Raw genomic sequence first — 14,907 nt, 5'->3', positions numbered from 1 at the left:
GTGCGCTGGGCTAGCGTGCCCGGCATGCGGCCGACCGACCTCTCCCTGCTGCGCGTGCCCGGTGTGCCGACGGTGTCCCCGGACGGGGCGACCGCCGTCGTCGCCGTCAGCCGGCTGGACCTGGAGGCCGACGAGTACCGCAGCCAGCTGTGGACCGTCCCGACCGACGGTTCGGCGCCGGCCCGACCGCTCACCCACGGCCACCACGACTCGGCGCCCGTGTTCTCCCCGGACGGCCACTGGCTGGCCTACCTGTCGGCCGAGCCGAAGGGGCGGCCGCAGCTGCACGTGCTGCCCGTGGGCGGTGGCACGGCCCGGCGGCTGACCGACCACCACCTGGGCGCCGGCACCCCGGTGTGGTCGCCGGACTCCTGCCGGCTGGCCTACACCGCGCGGGTGCCCGAGCAGGGGCGGTACGGCACCGACGAGGACGTGTCGCCGGGCGCGGAGCCCCCGCGGCTGATCACCACGCTGACGTACCGGGCCGACGGCGTCGGGTTCACCAACGACCGCCGCAGTCACGTCTTCGTCGTCGACCTGCCGGCCGACACCGCCGAGACCGCCGACGAGCAGCCCACGCCGTTCCAGGTCACCGGTGGAGACGTGGACGACACCGACGTGGCCTGGCGTCCGGACGGCGCGGAGCTCGCCTTCGTGTCCGGGCGGCACGAGGGTGCGGACACCGACCGGGTCACGGACGTGTACGTCGTCCGGCCCGACGGCGGTGGGCTGCGCCGGGTCACCGACTCCCGGTCCGCCTGCGCCCACCCGGCCTACGACCCGGACGACCCGGCCGGCAGCACGATCTACCTCTCCGCGATCCCCGACCTGGGCCCGCTGGGCCGGGACTTCGTCGGCCGCAACACCACGCTGGCGAAGGTCGATGCCGCCGGCGGGCCGGTGGTGCCGCTGCTCGACCCGGAGGAGCACGACCGGGGCGACGAGACGCCGGCCACCGTGGTGGCCGGGGGTGCCGCCCTCATCGGGATCCAGCGGCGCGGGGCGGTCGAGCTGCTGCGGGTCCCGCTGGACGGTGGCGAGCCGGAGGCGCTGGTCGAGGGGCAGTACACCGTCCGCGGGATCGGTGCCGGGGGCGGCGTCGTCGTCGCCACCGTCGCGCACGACCGCTCGGCGGGCGAGCTCATCGCGCTCACCCCCGGACGGCGCCGGCTGATCACCGGTCTCGGTGCGCCGCTGCAGGCCACCGGCCGGCTGCGCCGGATGCGCGAGACGACGGCCACCGCGCCGGACGGCTACCCGGTGCACGGCTGGGTCACCACGCCGCCGGGTCCCGGGCCGCACCCGGTGCTGCTGACCGTGCACGGCGGGCCGTTCAGCCAGTACGGCTGGACGCTCTTCGACGAGACCCAGGCCTACGTCGAGGCCGGCTACGCCGTGCTGATGTGCAACCCCCGCGGGTCGTCGGGCTACGGCCAGGCGCACGGGCGGGTGATCAAGGAGCACATGGGCGAGCTGGACGCCGACGACGTGCTCGCCTTCCTGGACGCGGCGCTGGCCGACCCGGGGCTGGACGCCACCCGCGTCGGGCTGATGGGCGGTTCGTACGGCGGGTTCATGACCACGCTGCTGCTCGGCCGCACCGACCGGTTCGTCGCCGGCATCAGCGAGCGGGGGTTCAACGACCCGGTGAGCTTCGTCGGCTCCTCCGACATCGGGTTCTTCTTCCCCGACGAGTACGTGGGCACCGATCCCGAGCGCGTCGCCGCACAGTCGCCCATGGCCTCGGCGCACCGGATCACCACGCCGACGATGGTGATCCACTCGGAGGAGGACTGGCGCTGCCCGCTGGAACAGGGCACCCGGCTCTACGTGGAGCTCAAGCGCCGCGGCGTCCCCACCGAGCTGCTGTTGTTCCCGGGGGAGGGGCACGAGCTGTCGCGGTCCGGCCGGCCGAAGCACCGCCAGGCACGGCTCGAGCACGTGCTGCGCTGGTGGGGTCGCTGGCTGCCGACCCCGCAGAACAGCTCGGCGACGGGCGCGCTGCCGGCAGGCTCCGACGGCGGCTCGGCCGGGCCGGACCCGGCCGAGCCGCTGACCGTGCAGGCGACCCGGGTCGACTGACGAGCGCTGGTCCGCGCCCTCGCTCACCTGCGGCGGCGGACCACCGCGTAGCCGAGGCCGAGCAGCGTCCCGACCAGGGCGGTCTCGACAGCCCGGGCGCGGACACTGGCGCGGATGATCCCGACGGCGTCCGGGCGCGCCTGCCGGGTGCCCAGCAGGGCCCCACCGAGCGACGAGTCGACGCCCGCACCGACGGTCACGATGTGCTGGGACGGTGAGTCGAGCCGGGCGGTGAGCCCGGCCCCGGCCAGTGCGCCGGCCAGCTCGGCGAGATCGGCGCGGCCCGGCCGGGTCCCGGAGCGGGCGGTGGCGGCTGCCCGCAGGCCGAGCACGAACCCGCGGACGTCGTCGGCGACCACGTGGACGTCACCGCCGGCAGCGGTGACCCGCACCGGCGAACCGTCGACCTCGAGGGACAGGTCTCCCGTCACGTCGAGGCGGGCCACCTCCGGGTTCATCCCTTGCTGGCGTTCTCGGCGGTGGTGATGCGCAGCGTCCCGTTCAGCTTCCAGGTGGCGCGGGGGGCGGCGGGGCCGGTCTCCCGCGGGACCTCGACGGTCATGTCCACGAACTCGTAGTTGATCGCCGCGCCCTTGCCCGTCAGGTAGGCCCACATCTCCTTGCCGAGGTCGGCGAAGCTGGTCGTCTCGTGGGACTTGATGTCGCGCTTGCCGGTCGCAGTGTCGCTGGTCGACGTGGTCATGGAGCTCTCCTCGCTCGGGCGGTGGCCGCAGGCACACGGCGCTTCCTGACGTGCCGCGGGCGCGTTCGTCCACGGCTTGGGTTGCGCACTACCCGGTATGGCGTCGACCAACCGACATCCGGAGGAGACGACCGAGGAGGGGGGACCGGGCAGCGAGCCGGTCTAGCGTGTCCGCATGGCGCTCATCTACCCGGTCCAGGCCGACCTCCCGGAGCCCGACGAGGACAGCGACGCCGACTTCGCCGAGCTCGCGGCCGATCTCTCCGACAACTGGCTGGTCGAGATCGCCGTGGGGGAGGACGGGGACGACGCGTGCTTCGGCCCGCTCACCGCGAAGGCGGCCTGGGACCTGGCGGTCGACCTCGACGAGCGTCGGCCCGAGTGGTCGATCTCGGTGGTGCCGCTGCACGTGGCCGGGACGGCGGACGAGCTCGTGGACCTCTTCGAGGACTAGGACCTCGTCGAGGGCCGGGGCTCAGCGCTGCGTCGGTCACCCGCCGCAGGCGCACCACCCCGGCAGGTCCGGCCGCTCGGCGCCGGCGTACCGACGAGGTCGGGCGTCACCCGGCAGGCGGGTGCTCCGCGAGGCAGAACAGGTTGCCCTCCGGGTCGGCGAGGGTCGACCACTGCACCCAGGGGACCTCGTCGAGCACGTCCCACCGGTGGACCGCGCCGAGCGCGACCGCGCGGTCGACCGCGGCGGTCCGCGTCCCCCACGGCACGGTGAGGTCGAGGTGCTGGGCCGGCTGGTCCGGACGATCGCCGGGGTGCGGCCAGAAGGACATCGCGAAGCCGTCGGGCTCCCGGGCGGAGACGAACACGAAGTCGCCGTGCTCGCCGGCGATCTCACCGCCGAGCAGGCCGGCCCAGAAGGAGGCCAGTGCCCGGGGATCGCGGGCGGCGACGTTCACTGCGCCCAGCGAGACAGGAGGACCGTCGGCCATGTGCGGCACGGTAGGCGATGGCGCCGACCGCCGTCCGGTCACCAGCCGCGGGCGCGCCACTCCGGCAGGTTCGGCCGCTCGGCGCCGATCGTGGTGTCGCTCCCGTGTCCCGGGTAGACCCAGGTGTCGTCGGGCAGTTCGCCGAACAGCCGGCTCTCCACGTCGTCGACCAGGTTGGTGAACCGGGCGGCGTCGGACCGGGTGTTGCCCACGCCGCCGGGGAACAGGCTGTCGCCGGTGAAGACGTGCGTGCCGGCGCCCCCGGGACCGCGCCAGACCAGCGCGATGCTGCCCGGCGTGTGCCCGCGCAGGTGCACCACCTCCAGGGTCTGGTCACCGACGGCGACGGTGTCACCGTGCTGCACCGGCCGGGTGACCGGCACCGGCAGGTCGGCCGCGTCGGCCGGGTGTGCCACGGTCTCCGCGCCGGTCGCCCGCACCACCTCCGGGAGTGCGCGGTGGTGGTCCCAGTGCCCGTGCGTGGTCACCACCGTGCGGACGTCGGCGTCCCCGATCAGCTCCAGCAGTGCCGCCGGCTCGGCCGCGGCGTCGACCAGCAGGGACTCCCCGGTGGCCGTGCTGGTGAGCAGGTAGACGTTGTTCGCCATCTCGCTGACGGCCAGCTTCCGGATGGTCAGCCCGGGGAGCTCCCGGACGTCGGCGGGACCGCCGACCTGCACGTCACCGGTGTACGTCTGCCCGCTCATGCTGCTCCCGTCCGGGACTGTCGGTGCCGCCGTCTAGGTTCGTCGGCATGGACGCTAGTGCAGGTTCCGGGCCCGCTGCCGCGCCCACCGGGGCTGGGCCCGGCGGGGTGGTGCTCGACGGGGTCGTCGGTCTGCCGGCGACCGAGCTCGCCGCGCGGGTCCGCGCGGGGGAGCTGTCCGCGGTCGACGTGGTCCGCGCCCACCTCCGGCACCTGGCCGCCGTCGAGGCGCGGCTCGGGGCCTTCCGGGTGGTCCGCACCGAGGCCGCCCTCACCGAGGCCGCGGCGGTCGACGCGCACCCCGACCGGGCCCGGCTGCCGCTGGCGGGCGTCCCGATCGCGGTGAAGGACAACGTCGCGGTCGCCGGTGAGGTGGTCACCGACGGGTCGTCGGCCCACCGGCCGGTCCCGGCGACCGCCGACCACCCGGTCGTGGCCCGGCTGCGGGCGGCGGGCGCGGTCGTCGTCGGCATCACCCGGGTGCCGGAGCTGTGCCTGTACTGCGCCACCGACGGTGCCGGCACGGTGACCCGCAACCCCTGGGACACCGCTCGCTCGGCCGCCGGCTCCTCCGGCGGCAGCGCCGCCGCCGTGGCGGCCGGCGTGGTCCCGCTGGCCCAGGGGAACGACGGCATGGGCTCCCTCCGGCTGCCCGCCGCCGCCTGCGGACTCGTCACGCTCAAGCCGGGCTCCGGTGTGGTCCCGGCCCAGATCGGCGCCGACAGCTGGTCGGGGATGGCCGAGAACGGTGTCCTCGCCACCACCGTCGCCGACCTGGCCGTCGGCTTCGCCGTGCTGGCCGGCACCGAGCCCGTCCCGCCGGCGGCTCCGGTCGGGCCGCTGCGGATCGCGGTCTCGACCCGCTCGCCCGTGCCCGGCGTCCGGCTGGACGCCGCCGGCCGCACGGCGGTGGACGTCGTGGTCGCCGAGCTGCGCGCCGCCGGTCATGTCGTGGTCGAGAAGGAGCCGCTGATCACGCCGGCTGCGGCGTTCGGCACCGTCACCCGGTGGTTGGCCGGCGCCGACGCCGACGCCGAGGCGCTCGGGCTGGACCGGGGGGCGCTGGAACCGCGCAGCCGCACCCACGCCCGGCTGGGCCGCTGGGTGCGCCGGGCCGGCCTGGTCCGCCCGCGGACGGCGGCGGCGTTCCGGGCCCGGATGGCCGACTTCTTCGCCGACGTCGACGTCCTGCTCAGCCCGGTGGTCTCCGGTCCGCCGCTGCCCGCCCGGCCGTGGCACGAGCGGGGCTTCCTGGCGAACATCACGGCCAACGCCCGCTGGGCGCCGTGGACGTCGGCCTGGAACGTGGCGGGTCTGCCCGCACTCGTCCTGCCGGCCGGCCCGGGCCGGGACGGGCTGCCCAGCTCCGTCCAGTTCGTCGGCCCGGCCGGGGCCGAGACGCGGCTACTCTGGCTGGCCGGGGAGCTCGAAGGACGGCTGCCCTGGCGCCGGCACGCGCCGGTCTTCGACCCGGCAGGACGGGTCGGCGGCCCCGCCGGCTGACCGGGCAGCGTCGCCCAGCGCGGGCGGGGGAGACCCAGCCGACACCCGCGCCGGGAAGCCCGCCCGTCGGGGCACCGTTCCACTGAGGCGATGCACCTCACCGGCCTCGAGCTCCGCACTGCACCACTGGTCTCCGCCGCCCCGCGACCGGACCAGCACCGAACCACTGCGACCGACAGGGATCACATGGACCGGCTCGTCGTCCGCGGCGCCCGAGAGCACAACCTCAAGGACGTCCACCTCGACCTGCCCCGCGACGCGATGATCGTGTTCACGGGGCTCTCCGGCTCGGGCAAGTCGAGCCTGGCCTTCGACACGATCTTCGCCGAGGGCCAGCGCCGGTACGTGGAGTCGCTGTCCGCCTACGCCCGCCAGTTCCTGGGCCAGATGGACAAGCCCGACGTCGACTTCATCGAGGGCCTCTCCCCGGCGGTGTCGATCGACCAGAAGTCCACGAACCGCAACCCGCGGTCCACGGTCGGCACGATCACCGAGGTCTACGACTACCTCCGGCTGCTCTACGCCCGGGCCGGTCAGCCGCACTGCCCCAACTGCGGCAAGCCGATCTCCCGGCAGACGCCCCAGCAGATCGTCGACCAGGTGCTCGCCATGGAGGAGGGCACCCGGTTCCAGGTGCTGGCCCCCGTCGTCCGGGCGCGCAAGGGCGAGTACGTCGACCTGTTCAGCTCGCTGCAGACCCAGGGCTTCTCCCGGGTCCGGGTCGACGGCACCATCCACCCGCTGACCGAGCCGCCGAAGCTCAAGAAGCAGGAGAAGCACACGATCGAGGTGATCGTGGACCGGCTGACGGTCAAGGAGAACGCCAAGCGGCGGCTGACCGACTCGGTCGAGACCGCGCTCGGCCTCGCCGGTGGCCTCGTGGTGCTCGACTTCGTCGACCTCCCCGAGGACGACGCACACCGTGAGCGCACCTTCTCCGAGCACCTGGCCTGCATCGACGACGGGCTGTCCTTCGAGGCGCTGGAGCCGCGGTCGTTCTCCTTCAACTCGCCCTTCGGCGCCTGCCCCGAGTGCACCGGCATCGGGACCCGCAAGGAGGTCGACCCCGACCTCGTGGTCCCCGACCCGGGCAAGAGCCTGGGTGAGGGCGCCATCGCCCCGTGGGCGGGCTCGATGAGCAACGAGTACTTCCAGCGGCTGCTCGGCGGGCTCGCCGACATGATCGGCTTCTCCATGAGCACGCCCTGGGAGGAGCTGCCGGCCAAGGTGCAGAAGGCGGTGCTGCACGGCTCCCCGGACCAGGTGCACGTCCGCTACAAGAACCGCTACGGCCGCGAGCGCAGCTACTACGCCGCCTTCGAGGGCGTGCTGCCCTTCCTCGAGCGCCGCCACGAGGACACCGACAGCGAGTTCATGAAGGACAAGTACGAGGGCTACATGCGGGACGTCCCGTGCCCCGTCTGCCACGGCACCCGGCTCAAGCCGGAGATCCTCGCCGTCAAGATGAACGGCCGCTCGATCGCCGAGGTCACCGGGCTGTCGATCGGCGAGGCCTCGGAGTGGCTCAACGCCCTGGAGCTCGGCGAGCGGGAGCGGGCGATCGCCGTCCAGGTGCTCCGGGAGATCCAGGCCCGGCTCTCCTTCCTCGTCTCCGTCGGGCTGGACTACCTGTCCCTCGACCGTCCGGCCGCCACGCTGGCCGGTGGGGAGGCCCAGCGCATCCGGCTGGCCACCCAGATCGGCTCCGGGCTGGTCGGTGTCCTCTACGTGCTCGACGAGCCCTCGATCGGCCTGCACCAGCGCGACAACGTCCGGCTGATCGAGACGCTGGTCCGGCTGCGCGACATGGGCAACACGCTGATCGTCGTCGAGCACGACGAGGACACCATCAAGCAGGCCGACTGGATCGTCGACATCGGTCCCGGCGCCGGCGAGCACGGTGGTGAGGTCGTGGTCAGCGGCACCTACGAGGACCTCCTCGCCAGCGAGCGGTCGATCACCGGCCAGTACCTGTCCGGCCGCCGGGAGATCACCATCCCGACGATCCGGCGGGAGCGGACGCCGGGCCGGGAGCTGGTCGTCAAGGGCGCCCGGGAGAACACCCTGCGGGGCATCGACGTGGCGTTCCCGCTGGGCATGCTGGTCGCCGTCACCGGCGTCTCCGGCTCGGGCAAGTCCAGCCTGGTCAACGACATCCTGTACACGACACTGGCCAACGAGCTGAACCGCGCCCGGATGGTGCCCGGCCGGCACCGCACCATCACCGGCCTGGACCAGCTGGACAAGGTCGTCGGCGTCGACCAGTCGCCGATCGGCCGCACCCCGCGGTCCAACCCGGCCACGTACACCGGGGTCTGGGACCACGTCCGCAAGCTGTTCGCCAGCACGTCGGAGGCCAAGGTCCGCGGCTACCAGCCCGGTCGGTTCTCCTTCAACGTCAAGGGCGGCCGGTGCGAGGCGTGCTCCGGCGACGGCACGCTGAAGATCGAGATGAACTTCCTGCCCGACGTCTACGTGCCCTGCGAGGTGTGCAAGGGGGCCCGGTTCAACCGGGAGACCCTCGAGGTGCACTACAAGGGCAAGACGGTCGCCGAGGTGCTGGACATGCCGATCGAGGAGGCCGCGGACTTCTTCGCCGCGATCCCCGCGATCGCCCGGTACATGCGCACCCTCACCGACGTCGGCCTGGGCTACGTCCGGCTCGGTCAGCCGGCCACCACGCTGTCCGGCGGTGAGGCGCAGCGGGTCAAGCTCGCCAGCGAGCTGCAGAAGCGCTCCAACGGCCGCACGATCTACGTCCTCGACGAGCCCACGACCGGGCTGCACTTCGAGGACATCAACAAGCTGCTCCAGGTCATCCAGGGCCTGGTCGACAAGGGCAACTCGGTCATCGTCATCGAGCACAACCTCGACGTGATCAAGAGCGCCGACTGGCTGATCGACATGGGCCCGGAGGGCGGGTTCCGGGGTGGCGAGGTCGTCGCCGAGGGACCGCCGGAGCTCGTCGCGTCGGTCCCGGAGAGCCACACCGGCCGGTTCCTGGCGAAGATCCTCGACCCGGAGGCCGTCGCCGCGGCGGCCTCCGGTGTCAAGAAGAAGACCCGGAAGAAGGCCAGCTGACCGGTGCACGGGGCGGCGGCAGCCGCTCCGTGCACTGCCGAACGAGAGGGACCACCGTGACGACGACGTCCGGCGACCTGTCCGAGCTCCTCCGCCCCGACGGGGTGGCCGTCACCTACCGGCGGTGGCTCCCCGCCGGCCAGGTGCGCGGCACCGTGCAGATCGTCCACGGCGCCTCCGAGCACTCCGGCCGGTACGAGCGGCTGGCGGGTGCGCTGACCGAGCGGGGTCTGGCCGTCTACGCGATGGACCTGCGCGGGCACGGCCGTACGGCCGAGGCGACCGGCCCCGGCCGGTTCGGCGCGCCCGGTGCGGACGGGGCACTCGACGACGTCGAGGCCCTGCACCGGGTCGCCGCCGAGGAACACCCGGGCGCGCCCCGGGTGCTGCTGGGCCACTCGATGGGCTCGATCATCGCGCTGGCCAGCGCACAGCGGGACGGCGCCCAGCTGAGCGGTCTGGTGCTGTCCGGTCCGATCGGGGTGTCGCCGGAGTTGGCCGACACGGTCTCCGCCCTGGACGGCGCCGTGGCCGCCGGACTGGGCGACCGGCCGCTGGACGCGCTCGGCGCCTTCAACGAGCCGTTCGAGCCCGCCCGCACCCCCTACGACTGGCTGTCCCGTGACCCGGCCGAGGTCGACGCCTACCTGGCCGACCCGCTCGCCGGCGACCAGGTGCCGCTGACCCACGGCTACGCGGCCGGGGTCTTCGGCATGTCGGTCCGCGCGGCCAGCCCCGAGGGGGTCGCCGCGCTGCCGGAGGCGCTGCCGGTGCTGCTGCTGTCCGGGCAGCACGACCCGGTCGGCGGCCGGGACGCCGGCCAGGTCACCGCGCTCGCCGGGCTGCTCCGGGAGCGGGGGCTGCCCGTCGAGCAGCGGGTCTACCCCGAGGCCCGGCACGAGGTCTTCAACGAGACCAACCGCGACGAGGTCGTCGCCGACCTGCTCGGCTGGCTCGGGACTCGCCTCGACGACTGACAGTGCGGCTCGCTGCCGCCCGGCCGGCGGGGCCGCACCGACGGTGATCGGTGCGCGGGGCCCCACGCCGGCCACGGTTCAGCGGCGACGGTCCTGCACGTCGAGCAGCCGACCGCCGCTCGGCGCGGGTGGTCGCCCGGCCTGCACCTCGACGGTGACCTCGGCCACGGCGGCCTGCGCCGCAGCGGGCCCCTCGACCACCCAGACCGCCGACCGCGTGGGCCCGGCACAGGCCGTGAGCTCCACCAGCCAGGGGTGCGTCCGTTCCGCTGCCGCCAGTCGCGCGATGCTGCGGCCACGCAGCAGCAGGACGAAGGCGGAGAACGAGACGAGCCCGGCTGTCGACGCGATGGTGCGGAGGGCGGACACCTCGTCACGCCACGGGTCCGCAGCGGCCCCGGGAGCGGTCCAGCCCTGCCAGCGGGCCGACCGCCCCAGCACCCAGCTGGCCTGGGGCGGAGGTGGCGGTGGGCTCGCGGGGGAGCCCCAGGGCAGCATCAGCCGCCCGACCGCCGCGGCATCCGGCCGGGTCGCGGGGGCCGGCAGCACACCTGCGCGATGGCAGCTGACCCGCCAGCTCCCGCCCCAGCGGTCGGTGACCACCACGCCGTCCCGTTCGCTTCTCGCCGTCCCGCGCATGCCCGTCCCGCCCGTCGCCCGTCGCTGAGAGGGCCACCCTGGCAGCCGGGGCCGGTGTGCTGCCGGCGTCGTCCACAGGCTGGACGTCGTGCACGGCGAACCCGCTCCGTGGCAGTGCGGGCAGCTGGAACAGGCTGACGCTGGGGGGTGTCCGCTGCTCAGGGCGCCGCATCCCCTGCCCTCCACCACCCGGTTGCCTCGCGCGCCGGGGGCCTGCCGGGAGCGGGCGACGGGCTGTCGGTGCCCCGACCTAATCTGGGTGCATGCCCGACCCGTCCACGTACCGCCCAGCGGTCGGCAGCATCCCGGAGAGCCCTGGGGTCTACAAGTTCCGCGACCCGGCCGGCCGGGTCGTCTACGTCGGCAAGGCCAAGAGCCTCCGCCAGCGGCTGAACAGCTACTTCGCCGACGTCTGGGGCCTGCACCCGCGCACCCGCCAGATGGTCACCACCGCCGCCAGCGTGGAGTGGACCGTCGTCGGCACCGAGGTCGAGGCCCTCCAGCTCGAGTACAACTGGATCAAGGAGTTCGACCCGCGGTTCAACGTCCGGTACCGGGACGACAAGAGCTATCCCAGCCTCGCCGTGACGCTCAACGAGGAGTACCCGCGGCTGCAGGTCATGCGCGGGCCCAAGCGCAAGGGCGTGCGCTACTTCGGCCCCTACGCGCACGCCTGGGCGATCCGCGAGACGGTCGACACGCTCACCCGGGTCTTCCCGGCCCGCACCTGCTCCAACGGCGTCTTCAAGCGGGCGGCGCAGATCGGCCGGCCCTGCCTGCTCGGCTACATCGGCAAGTGCGCGGCCCCCTGCGTCGGCCGGGTCACCGCCGAGGAGCACCGGGAGATCGTCGACGACTTCTGCGACTTCATGGGCGGCCGCACCGAGCAGATGATCCGCCGGCTCGAGCGGCAGATGACCGAGGCCGCCGAGGAGATGAACTACGAGCGGGCAGCCCGGCTGCGCGACGACCTCGGCGCGCTGCGCCGGGCGCTCGAGAAGCAGGCGGTCGTCCTCGGTGACGGCACCGACGCCGACGTCGTCGCCTTCGCCCAGGACGAGCTGGAGGCCGCCGTCCAGGTGTTCCACGTCCGCGGTGGCCGGGTGCGCGGGCAGCGCGGCTGGATCATCGACAAGGTCGAGGACGTCACCACCGGCCAGCTCGTCGAGCAGTTCCTGCTGCAGGTCTACGGCGGGGTGGACGAGGAGACCGGCTCGGGCGAGGTGGGGGAGGCCGTCCCCCGCGAGGTGCTCGTGCCCGAGCTGCCCGACGACGCCGAGGTCTACGCCGAGCTGCTCAGCGAGCTGCGCGGCTCCCGGGTGTCGCTGCGCGTCCCGCAGCGGGGGGACAAGCGCAGCCTGATGGAGACCGTCGAGCGCAACGCCAAGGAGTCCTTCGCCCGGCACCGGGTGAAGCGGGCCAGCGACCTCACCGCCCGCTCGCTGGCGCTGTCGGAGATCCAGGAGGCGCTGGACCTGCCCGAGGCGCCGCTGCGGATCGAGTGCATCGACATCTCGCACGTGCAGGGCACGAACGTCGTGGCCAGCATGGTCGTCTTCGAGGACGGCATGGCGAAGAAGGCCGACTACCGGCGGTTCTCCGTCGCCCAGGGCACCGACGACACCGCGGCGATGGCCGAGGTCGTGCGACGCCGCTTCGCCCGGCACCTCAAGGAGGAGCAGGACCGCCGGGACGAGCAGGGCGTCGCCGCCGAGGAGGGCCGGCCCCGCCGGTTCGCCTACCCGCCCAACCTGCTGGTGGTCGACGGCGGCGCCCCGCAGGTGGCCGCCGCCAGCCGTTCGCTGGCCGAGCTGGGGGTCGTCGACGTCGCCGTCTGCGGTCTGGCCAAGCGGATGGAGGAGGTGTGGCTGCCCGACGACCCCGACCCGGTCATCCTGCCGCGCACCTCCGAGGCCCTCTACCTGTTGCAGCGGGTGCGCGACGAGGCACACCGGTTCGCGATCACCTACCACCGGCAGAAGCGATCCAGCACCATGTTGGTCTCGCTCCTGGACGACGTCCCGGGGCTCGGCGACACTCGGCGGAAGGCCCTGATGAAGCAGTTCGGATCCCTCAAGCGGCTGCGTGCGGCCTCGGTCGAGGAGCTGACGGCGGTGCCCGGCATCGGCCGGCGCACGGCCGAGGCGGTGCTGGCCGCCGTCGCCGAGCCGGTGGCCGCCGGGGCCTCACCCGACGTGGTCGCCGAGGACGCCGTCGAGGTGGAGCCGGCCGTGGCCGTGGGTCCACCGTCGTCACCGGTGCACGGGGCGGACGTCGGCGCGACCGCCGAGACCGGTCCCGTCCACCCCGCCGCCGGGCAGCGGGCATGAGCGCCGCCGCCCACCCGGCGCCGGCCGGCCCGCAGAGCGACGTCCCGCCGGCGGCCGACGGGACGAGCACGGAGCTCGCCCCGCTGGACGTCGTCGTCGTGACCGGGCTCTCCGGCGCGGGCAAGAACAGTGCCGGCCGGGTGCTGGAGGACCTCGGGTTCTTCGTGGTCGACAACCTGCCGCCGGCCCTGCTCCAGCCGATGGTCGAGCTGGGCGCCCGCGGTGACCTGCGCCGCTTCGCCGCCGTCGTCGACGTGCGCAGCCGGGCCTTCTCCAGCGACCTGCAGGAGTCGATCCGGCAGCTCGCCGACGCCGGCCACCGGCCGCGGGTGGTGTACGTGCACGCCCGCAACGAGGTGTTGATCCGGCGCTACGAGTCGGTCCGGCGCGAACACCCGCTGCAGGGCAACGGCCGGCTGATCGACGGCATCGACACCGAGCGGGAGCTGCTGACCGGCATCGCCGGGGACGCCGACCTGTGGATCGACACCAGCGACCTCAACGTGCACCAGCTCCGGGCCACCCTGGAGGCGTCGTTCGTGCAGCACGGCGAGCTGCCGGAGGTGGTGGCGACCGTGCTCAGCTTCGGCTTCAAGTACGGCTTGCCGCTGGACGCCGACCTCGTCGTCGACGCCCGGTTCCTGCCCAACCCGCACTGGGTCCCGGAGCTGGCCCCGATGACCGGCCGCGACGCCGAGGTGCGCGACTACGTGCTCGCCCAGGACGACGCGGAGGCGTTCCTGAACAGCTACAGCGAGGTGCTGCGGCTGCTGCTGCCGGGGTACCGGCGCGAGGGCAAGCGGTACCTGACCCTCGCGGTGGGGTGCACCGGCGGGAAGCACCGCAGCGTCGCCATCGCCGAGGAGTTCGCCCGTCGGCTCAACGCCGAGGGCGTCCCGGCCACCGCGCGCCACCGTGACCTGGGGCGCGAGTAGTGGGGACCCCCGGCCTGCGGGTCGTCGCGCTCGGTGGCGGGCACGGTCTGGCGGCTGCCCTGGCCGCCTGGCGTCGGCTCACCACGGAGCTGACCGCGGTGGTCACCGTCGCCGACGACGGCGGGTCCTCGGGGCGGATCCGGCGCGAGATGCCGGTCCTGCCACCCGGTGACCTGCGGATGGCGCTGACCGCGCTCGCCGGCGACGACCCACGCAACCAGGAGATGGCCGCCCTGCTCCAGCACCGCTTCGGTGGCAGCGGTGTGCTCGCGGGCCACCCCGTCGGCAACCTCATGCTGACCGGGCTGACCGAGATGCACGGTGGTGACGCGGTCCGGGCCCTCGGCGTCCTGGAAGAGCTGCTGGGGGCGCGCGGCCGGGTGCTGCCGATGGCCGAGGTGCCCCTGGACCTGGTGGCCACGGTCGCCAGCGTCGATCCCGACGACCCGCAGGAGACCCGGCGGATCCGTGGCCAGGTGGCGATCGCCTCCACGCCCGGGCACGTCGAGGACATCCGGGTGTCCCCGGCAGATCCTGCGGTCCCCCCGGAGGTGCTGGCGGCGATCGCGGCGGCCGACGTGGTGAGCCTCGGACCGGGCTCCTGGTACACCTCTGTGCTGCCCCACCTGCTGGTCCCGCGGCTGCGGACGGCCCTGGCGGAGACGACGGCACGGGTGGTCGTGGTGCTCAACCTGGAGCCCCAGGTGGGGGAGACCGACGGCTTCTCGCCGGAGGAGCACCTGCGGGTCCTGCTGGCACATCTGGGGGGCGTGTCGCTGCACACGGTGATCGCGGACACCGCTGCGGTTGTTGACCGGCGTGGTCTGCTGTCTGCTGTGCAGGCATGTGGTGCAGAACTGGTGCTCGCACCGGTGGCTGCACCGGACGGTGCACCACAGCACGACCCCTCCCGGCTCGCTGCCGCGCTGGCCTCCGTGGTCGGCGCGCGGTGACCGGCAGGGCAGTGGCCGGACACGGGGACGACCGTGGCACCGGCCGGCACACAG

At 74.0% G+C, this 14,907-nt stretch carries 13 protein-coding genes; 8 read left to right on the top strand and 5 right to left on the bottom strand.

What is annotated here, in order from left to right; translation table 11 throughout:
- Positions 1-24: 24 nt before the first annotated feature.
- Positions 25-2,082, top strand: coding sequence for a S9 family peptidase (locus tag O2V61_RS19845; RefSeq protein WP_269184991.1), 2,058 nt, complete (start codon positions 25-27; stop codon positions 2,080-2,082).
- Between the two features lie 23 nt (positions 2,083-2,105).
- Here the strand turns inward: O2V61_RS19845 and O2V61_RS19840 are convergent, their stop codons facing one another.
- Together O2V61_RS19840 and O2V61_RS19835 are read right to left on the bottom strand one after the other, a co-directional pair.
- Positions 2,106-2,540: a hypothetical protein gene (locus O2V61_RS19840; RefSeq protein ID WP_269184990.1), complete on the bottom strand. Its 435-nt coding sequence runs from the start codon at positions 2,538-2,540 to the stop codon at positions 2,106-2,108.
- On the bottom strand, positions 2,537-2,785 hold the full coding sequence (locus O2V61_RS19835; RefSeq protein ID WP_153356069.1) for a hypothetical protein: 249 nt from the start codon (positions 2,783-2,785) through the stop codon (positions 2,537-2,539). Before O2V61_RS19835 ends, O2V61_RS19840 begins: the two co-directional genes overlap by 4 nt.
- Before the next feature lie 175 nt (positions 2,786-2,960).
- Here O2V61_RS19835 and O2V61_RS19830 point away from each other — a divergent pair, with 175 nt between their 5' ends.
- A complete protein-coding gene (locus tag O2V61_RS19830) occupies positions 2,961-3,239 on the top strand; it encodes a hypothetical protein (RefSeq protein WP_269173822.1) in 279 nt (92 codons plus the stop codon).
- Between the two features lie 106 nt (positions 3,240-3,345).
- Here O2V61_RS19830 and O2V61_RS19825 read toward each other — a convergent pair whose 3' ends face one another.
- Both O2V61_RS19825 and O2V61_RS19820 read right to left on the bottom strand, forming a co-directional pair.
- The gene (locus O2V61_RS19825) at positions 3,346-3,729 is read right to left on the bottom strand and encodes a VOC family protein (RefSeq protein WP_269184989.1); all 384 of its coding nucleotides are present in this window, start codon (positions 3,727-3,729) and stop codon (positions 3,346-3,348) included.
- Positions 3,730-3,767: 38 nt separating this feature from the next.
- A complete protein-coding gene (locus O2V61_RS19820; RefSeq protein WP_269184988.1) occupies positions 3,768-4,436 on the bottom strand; it encodes an MBL fold metallo-hydrolase in 669 nt (222 codons plus the stop codon).
- A gap of 47 nt (positions 4,437-4,483) precedes the next feature.
- Here O2V61_RS19820 and O2V61_RS19815 point away from each other — a divergent pair, with 47 nt between their 5' ends.
- From O2V61_RS19815 to O2V61_RS19805, 3 genes are all read left to right on the top strand, one after another.
- A complete protein-coding gene (locus O2V61_RS19815; protein WP_269184987.1) occupies positions 4,484-5,938 on the top strand; it encodes an amidase in 1,455 nt (484 codons plus the stop codon).
- A gap of 186 nt (positions 5,939-6,124) precedes the next feature.
- On the top strand, positions 6,125-9,019 hold the full coding sequence (gene uvrA, locus O2V61_RS19810) for an excinuclease ABC subunit UvrA (RefSeq protein WP_269184986.1): 2,895 nt from the start codon (positions 6,125-6,127) through the stop codon (positions 9,017-9,019).
- Between the two features lie 56 nt (positions 9,020-9,075).
- Positions 9,076-9,996, top strand: a complete 921-nt coding sequence (locus O2V61_RS19805) for an alpha/beta fold hydrolase (RefSeq protein WP_269184985.1) — start codon at positions 9,076-9,078, stop codon at positions 9,994-9,996.
- Between the two features lie 78 nt (positions 9,997-10,074).
- On the opposite strand, the gene O2V61_RS19800 is transcribed toward O2V61_RS19805, so the two are convergent.
- Complete coding sequence (locus tag O2V61_RS19800) at positions 10,075-10,602, bottom strand: hypothetical protein (protein ID WP_269184984.1); 528 nt, start codon at positions 10,600-10,602, stop codon at positions 10,075-10,077.
- Between the two features lie 296 nt (positions 10,603-10,898).
- Here O2V61_RS19800 and uvrC point away from each other — a divergent pair, with 296 nt between their 5' ends.
- From uvrC to O2V61_RS19785, 3 genes are read left to right on the top strand one after another with little or no spacing between them, the layout of a single operon-like run.
- The gene (uvrC, locus tag O2V61_RS19795; RefSeq protein ID WP_269184983.1) at positions 10,899-12,965 is read left to right on the top strand and encodes an excinuclease ABC subunit UvrC; all 2,067 of its coding nucleotides are present in this window, start codon (positions 10,899-10,901) and stop codon (positions 12,963-12,965) included.
- On the top strand, positions 12,962-13,900 hold the full coding sequence (gene rapZ, locus O2V61_RS19790) for an RNase adapter RapZ (protein WP_269184982.1): 939 nt from the start codon (positions 12,962-12,964) through the stop codon (positions 13,898-13,900). The genes uvrC and rapZ overlap by 4 nt, the downstream gene beginning before the upstream one ends.
- Positions 13,900-14,853, top strand: coding sequence for a gluconeogenesis factor YvcK family protein (locus O2V61_RS19785; RefSeq protein WP_269184981.1), 954 nt, complete (start codon positions 13,900-13,902; stop codon positions 14,851-14,853). Before rapZ ends, O2V61_RS19785 begins: the two co-directional genes overlap by 1 nt.
- Positions 14,854-14,907: the final 54 nt, after the last annotated feature.

Origin of the sequence: Modestobacter sp. VKM Ac-2985, from assembly GCF_026967925.1 — a bacterium.
GTDB lineage: Bacteria > Actinomycetota > Actinomycetes > Mycobacteriales > Geodermatophilaceae > Modestobacter.
Note: the sequence above shows the minus strand (reverse complement) of the source record. Positions and strands in the feature narration are given on the sequence as shown.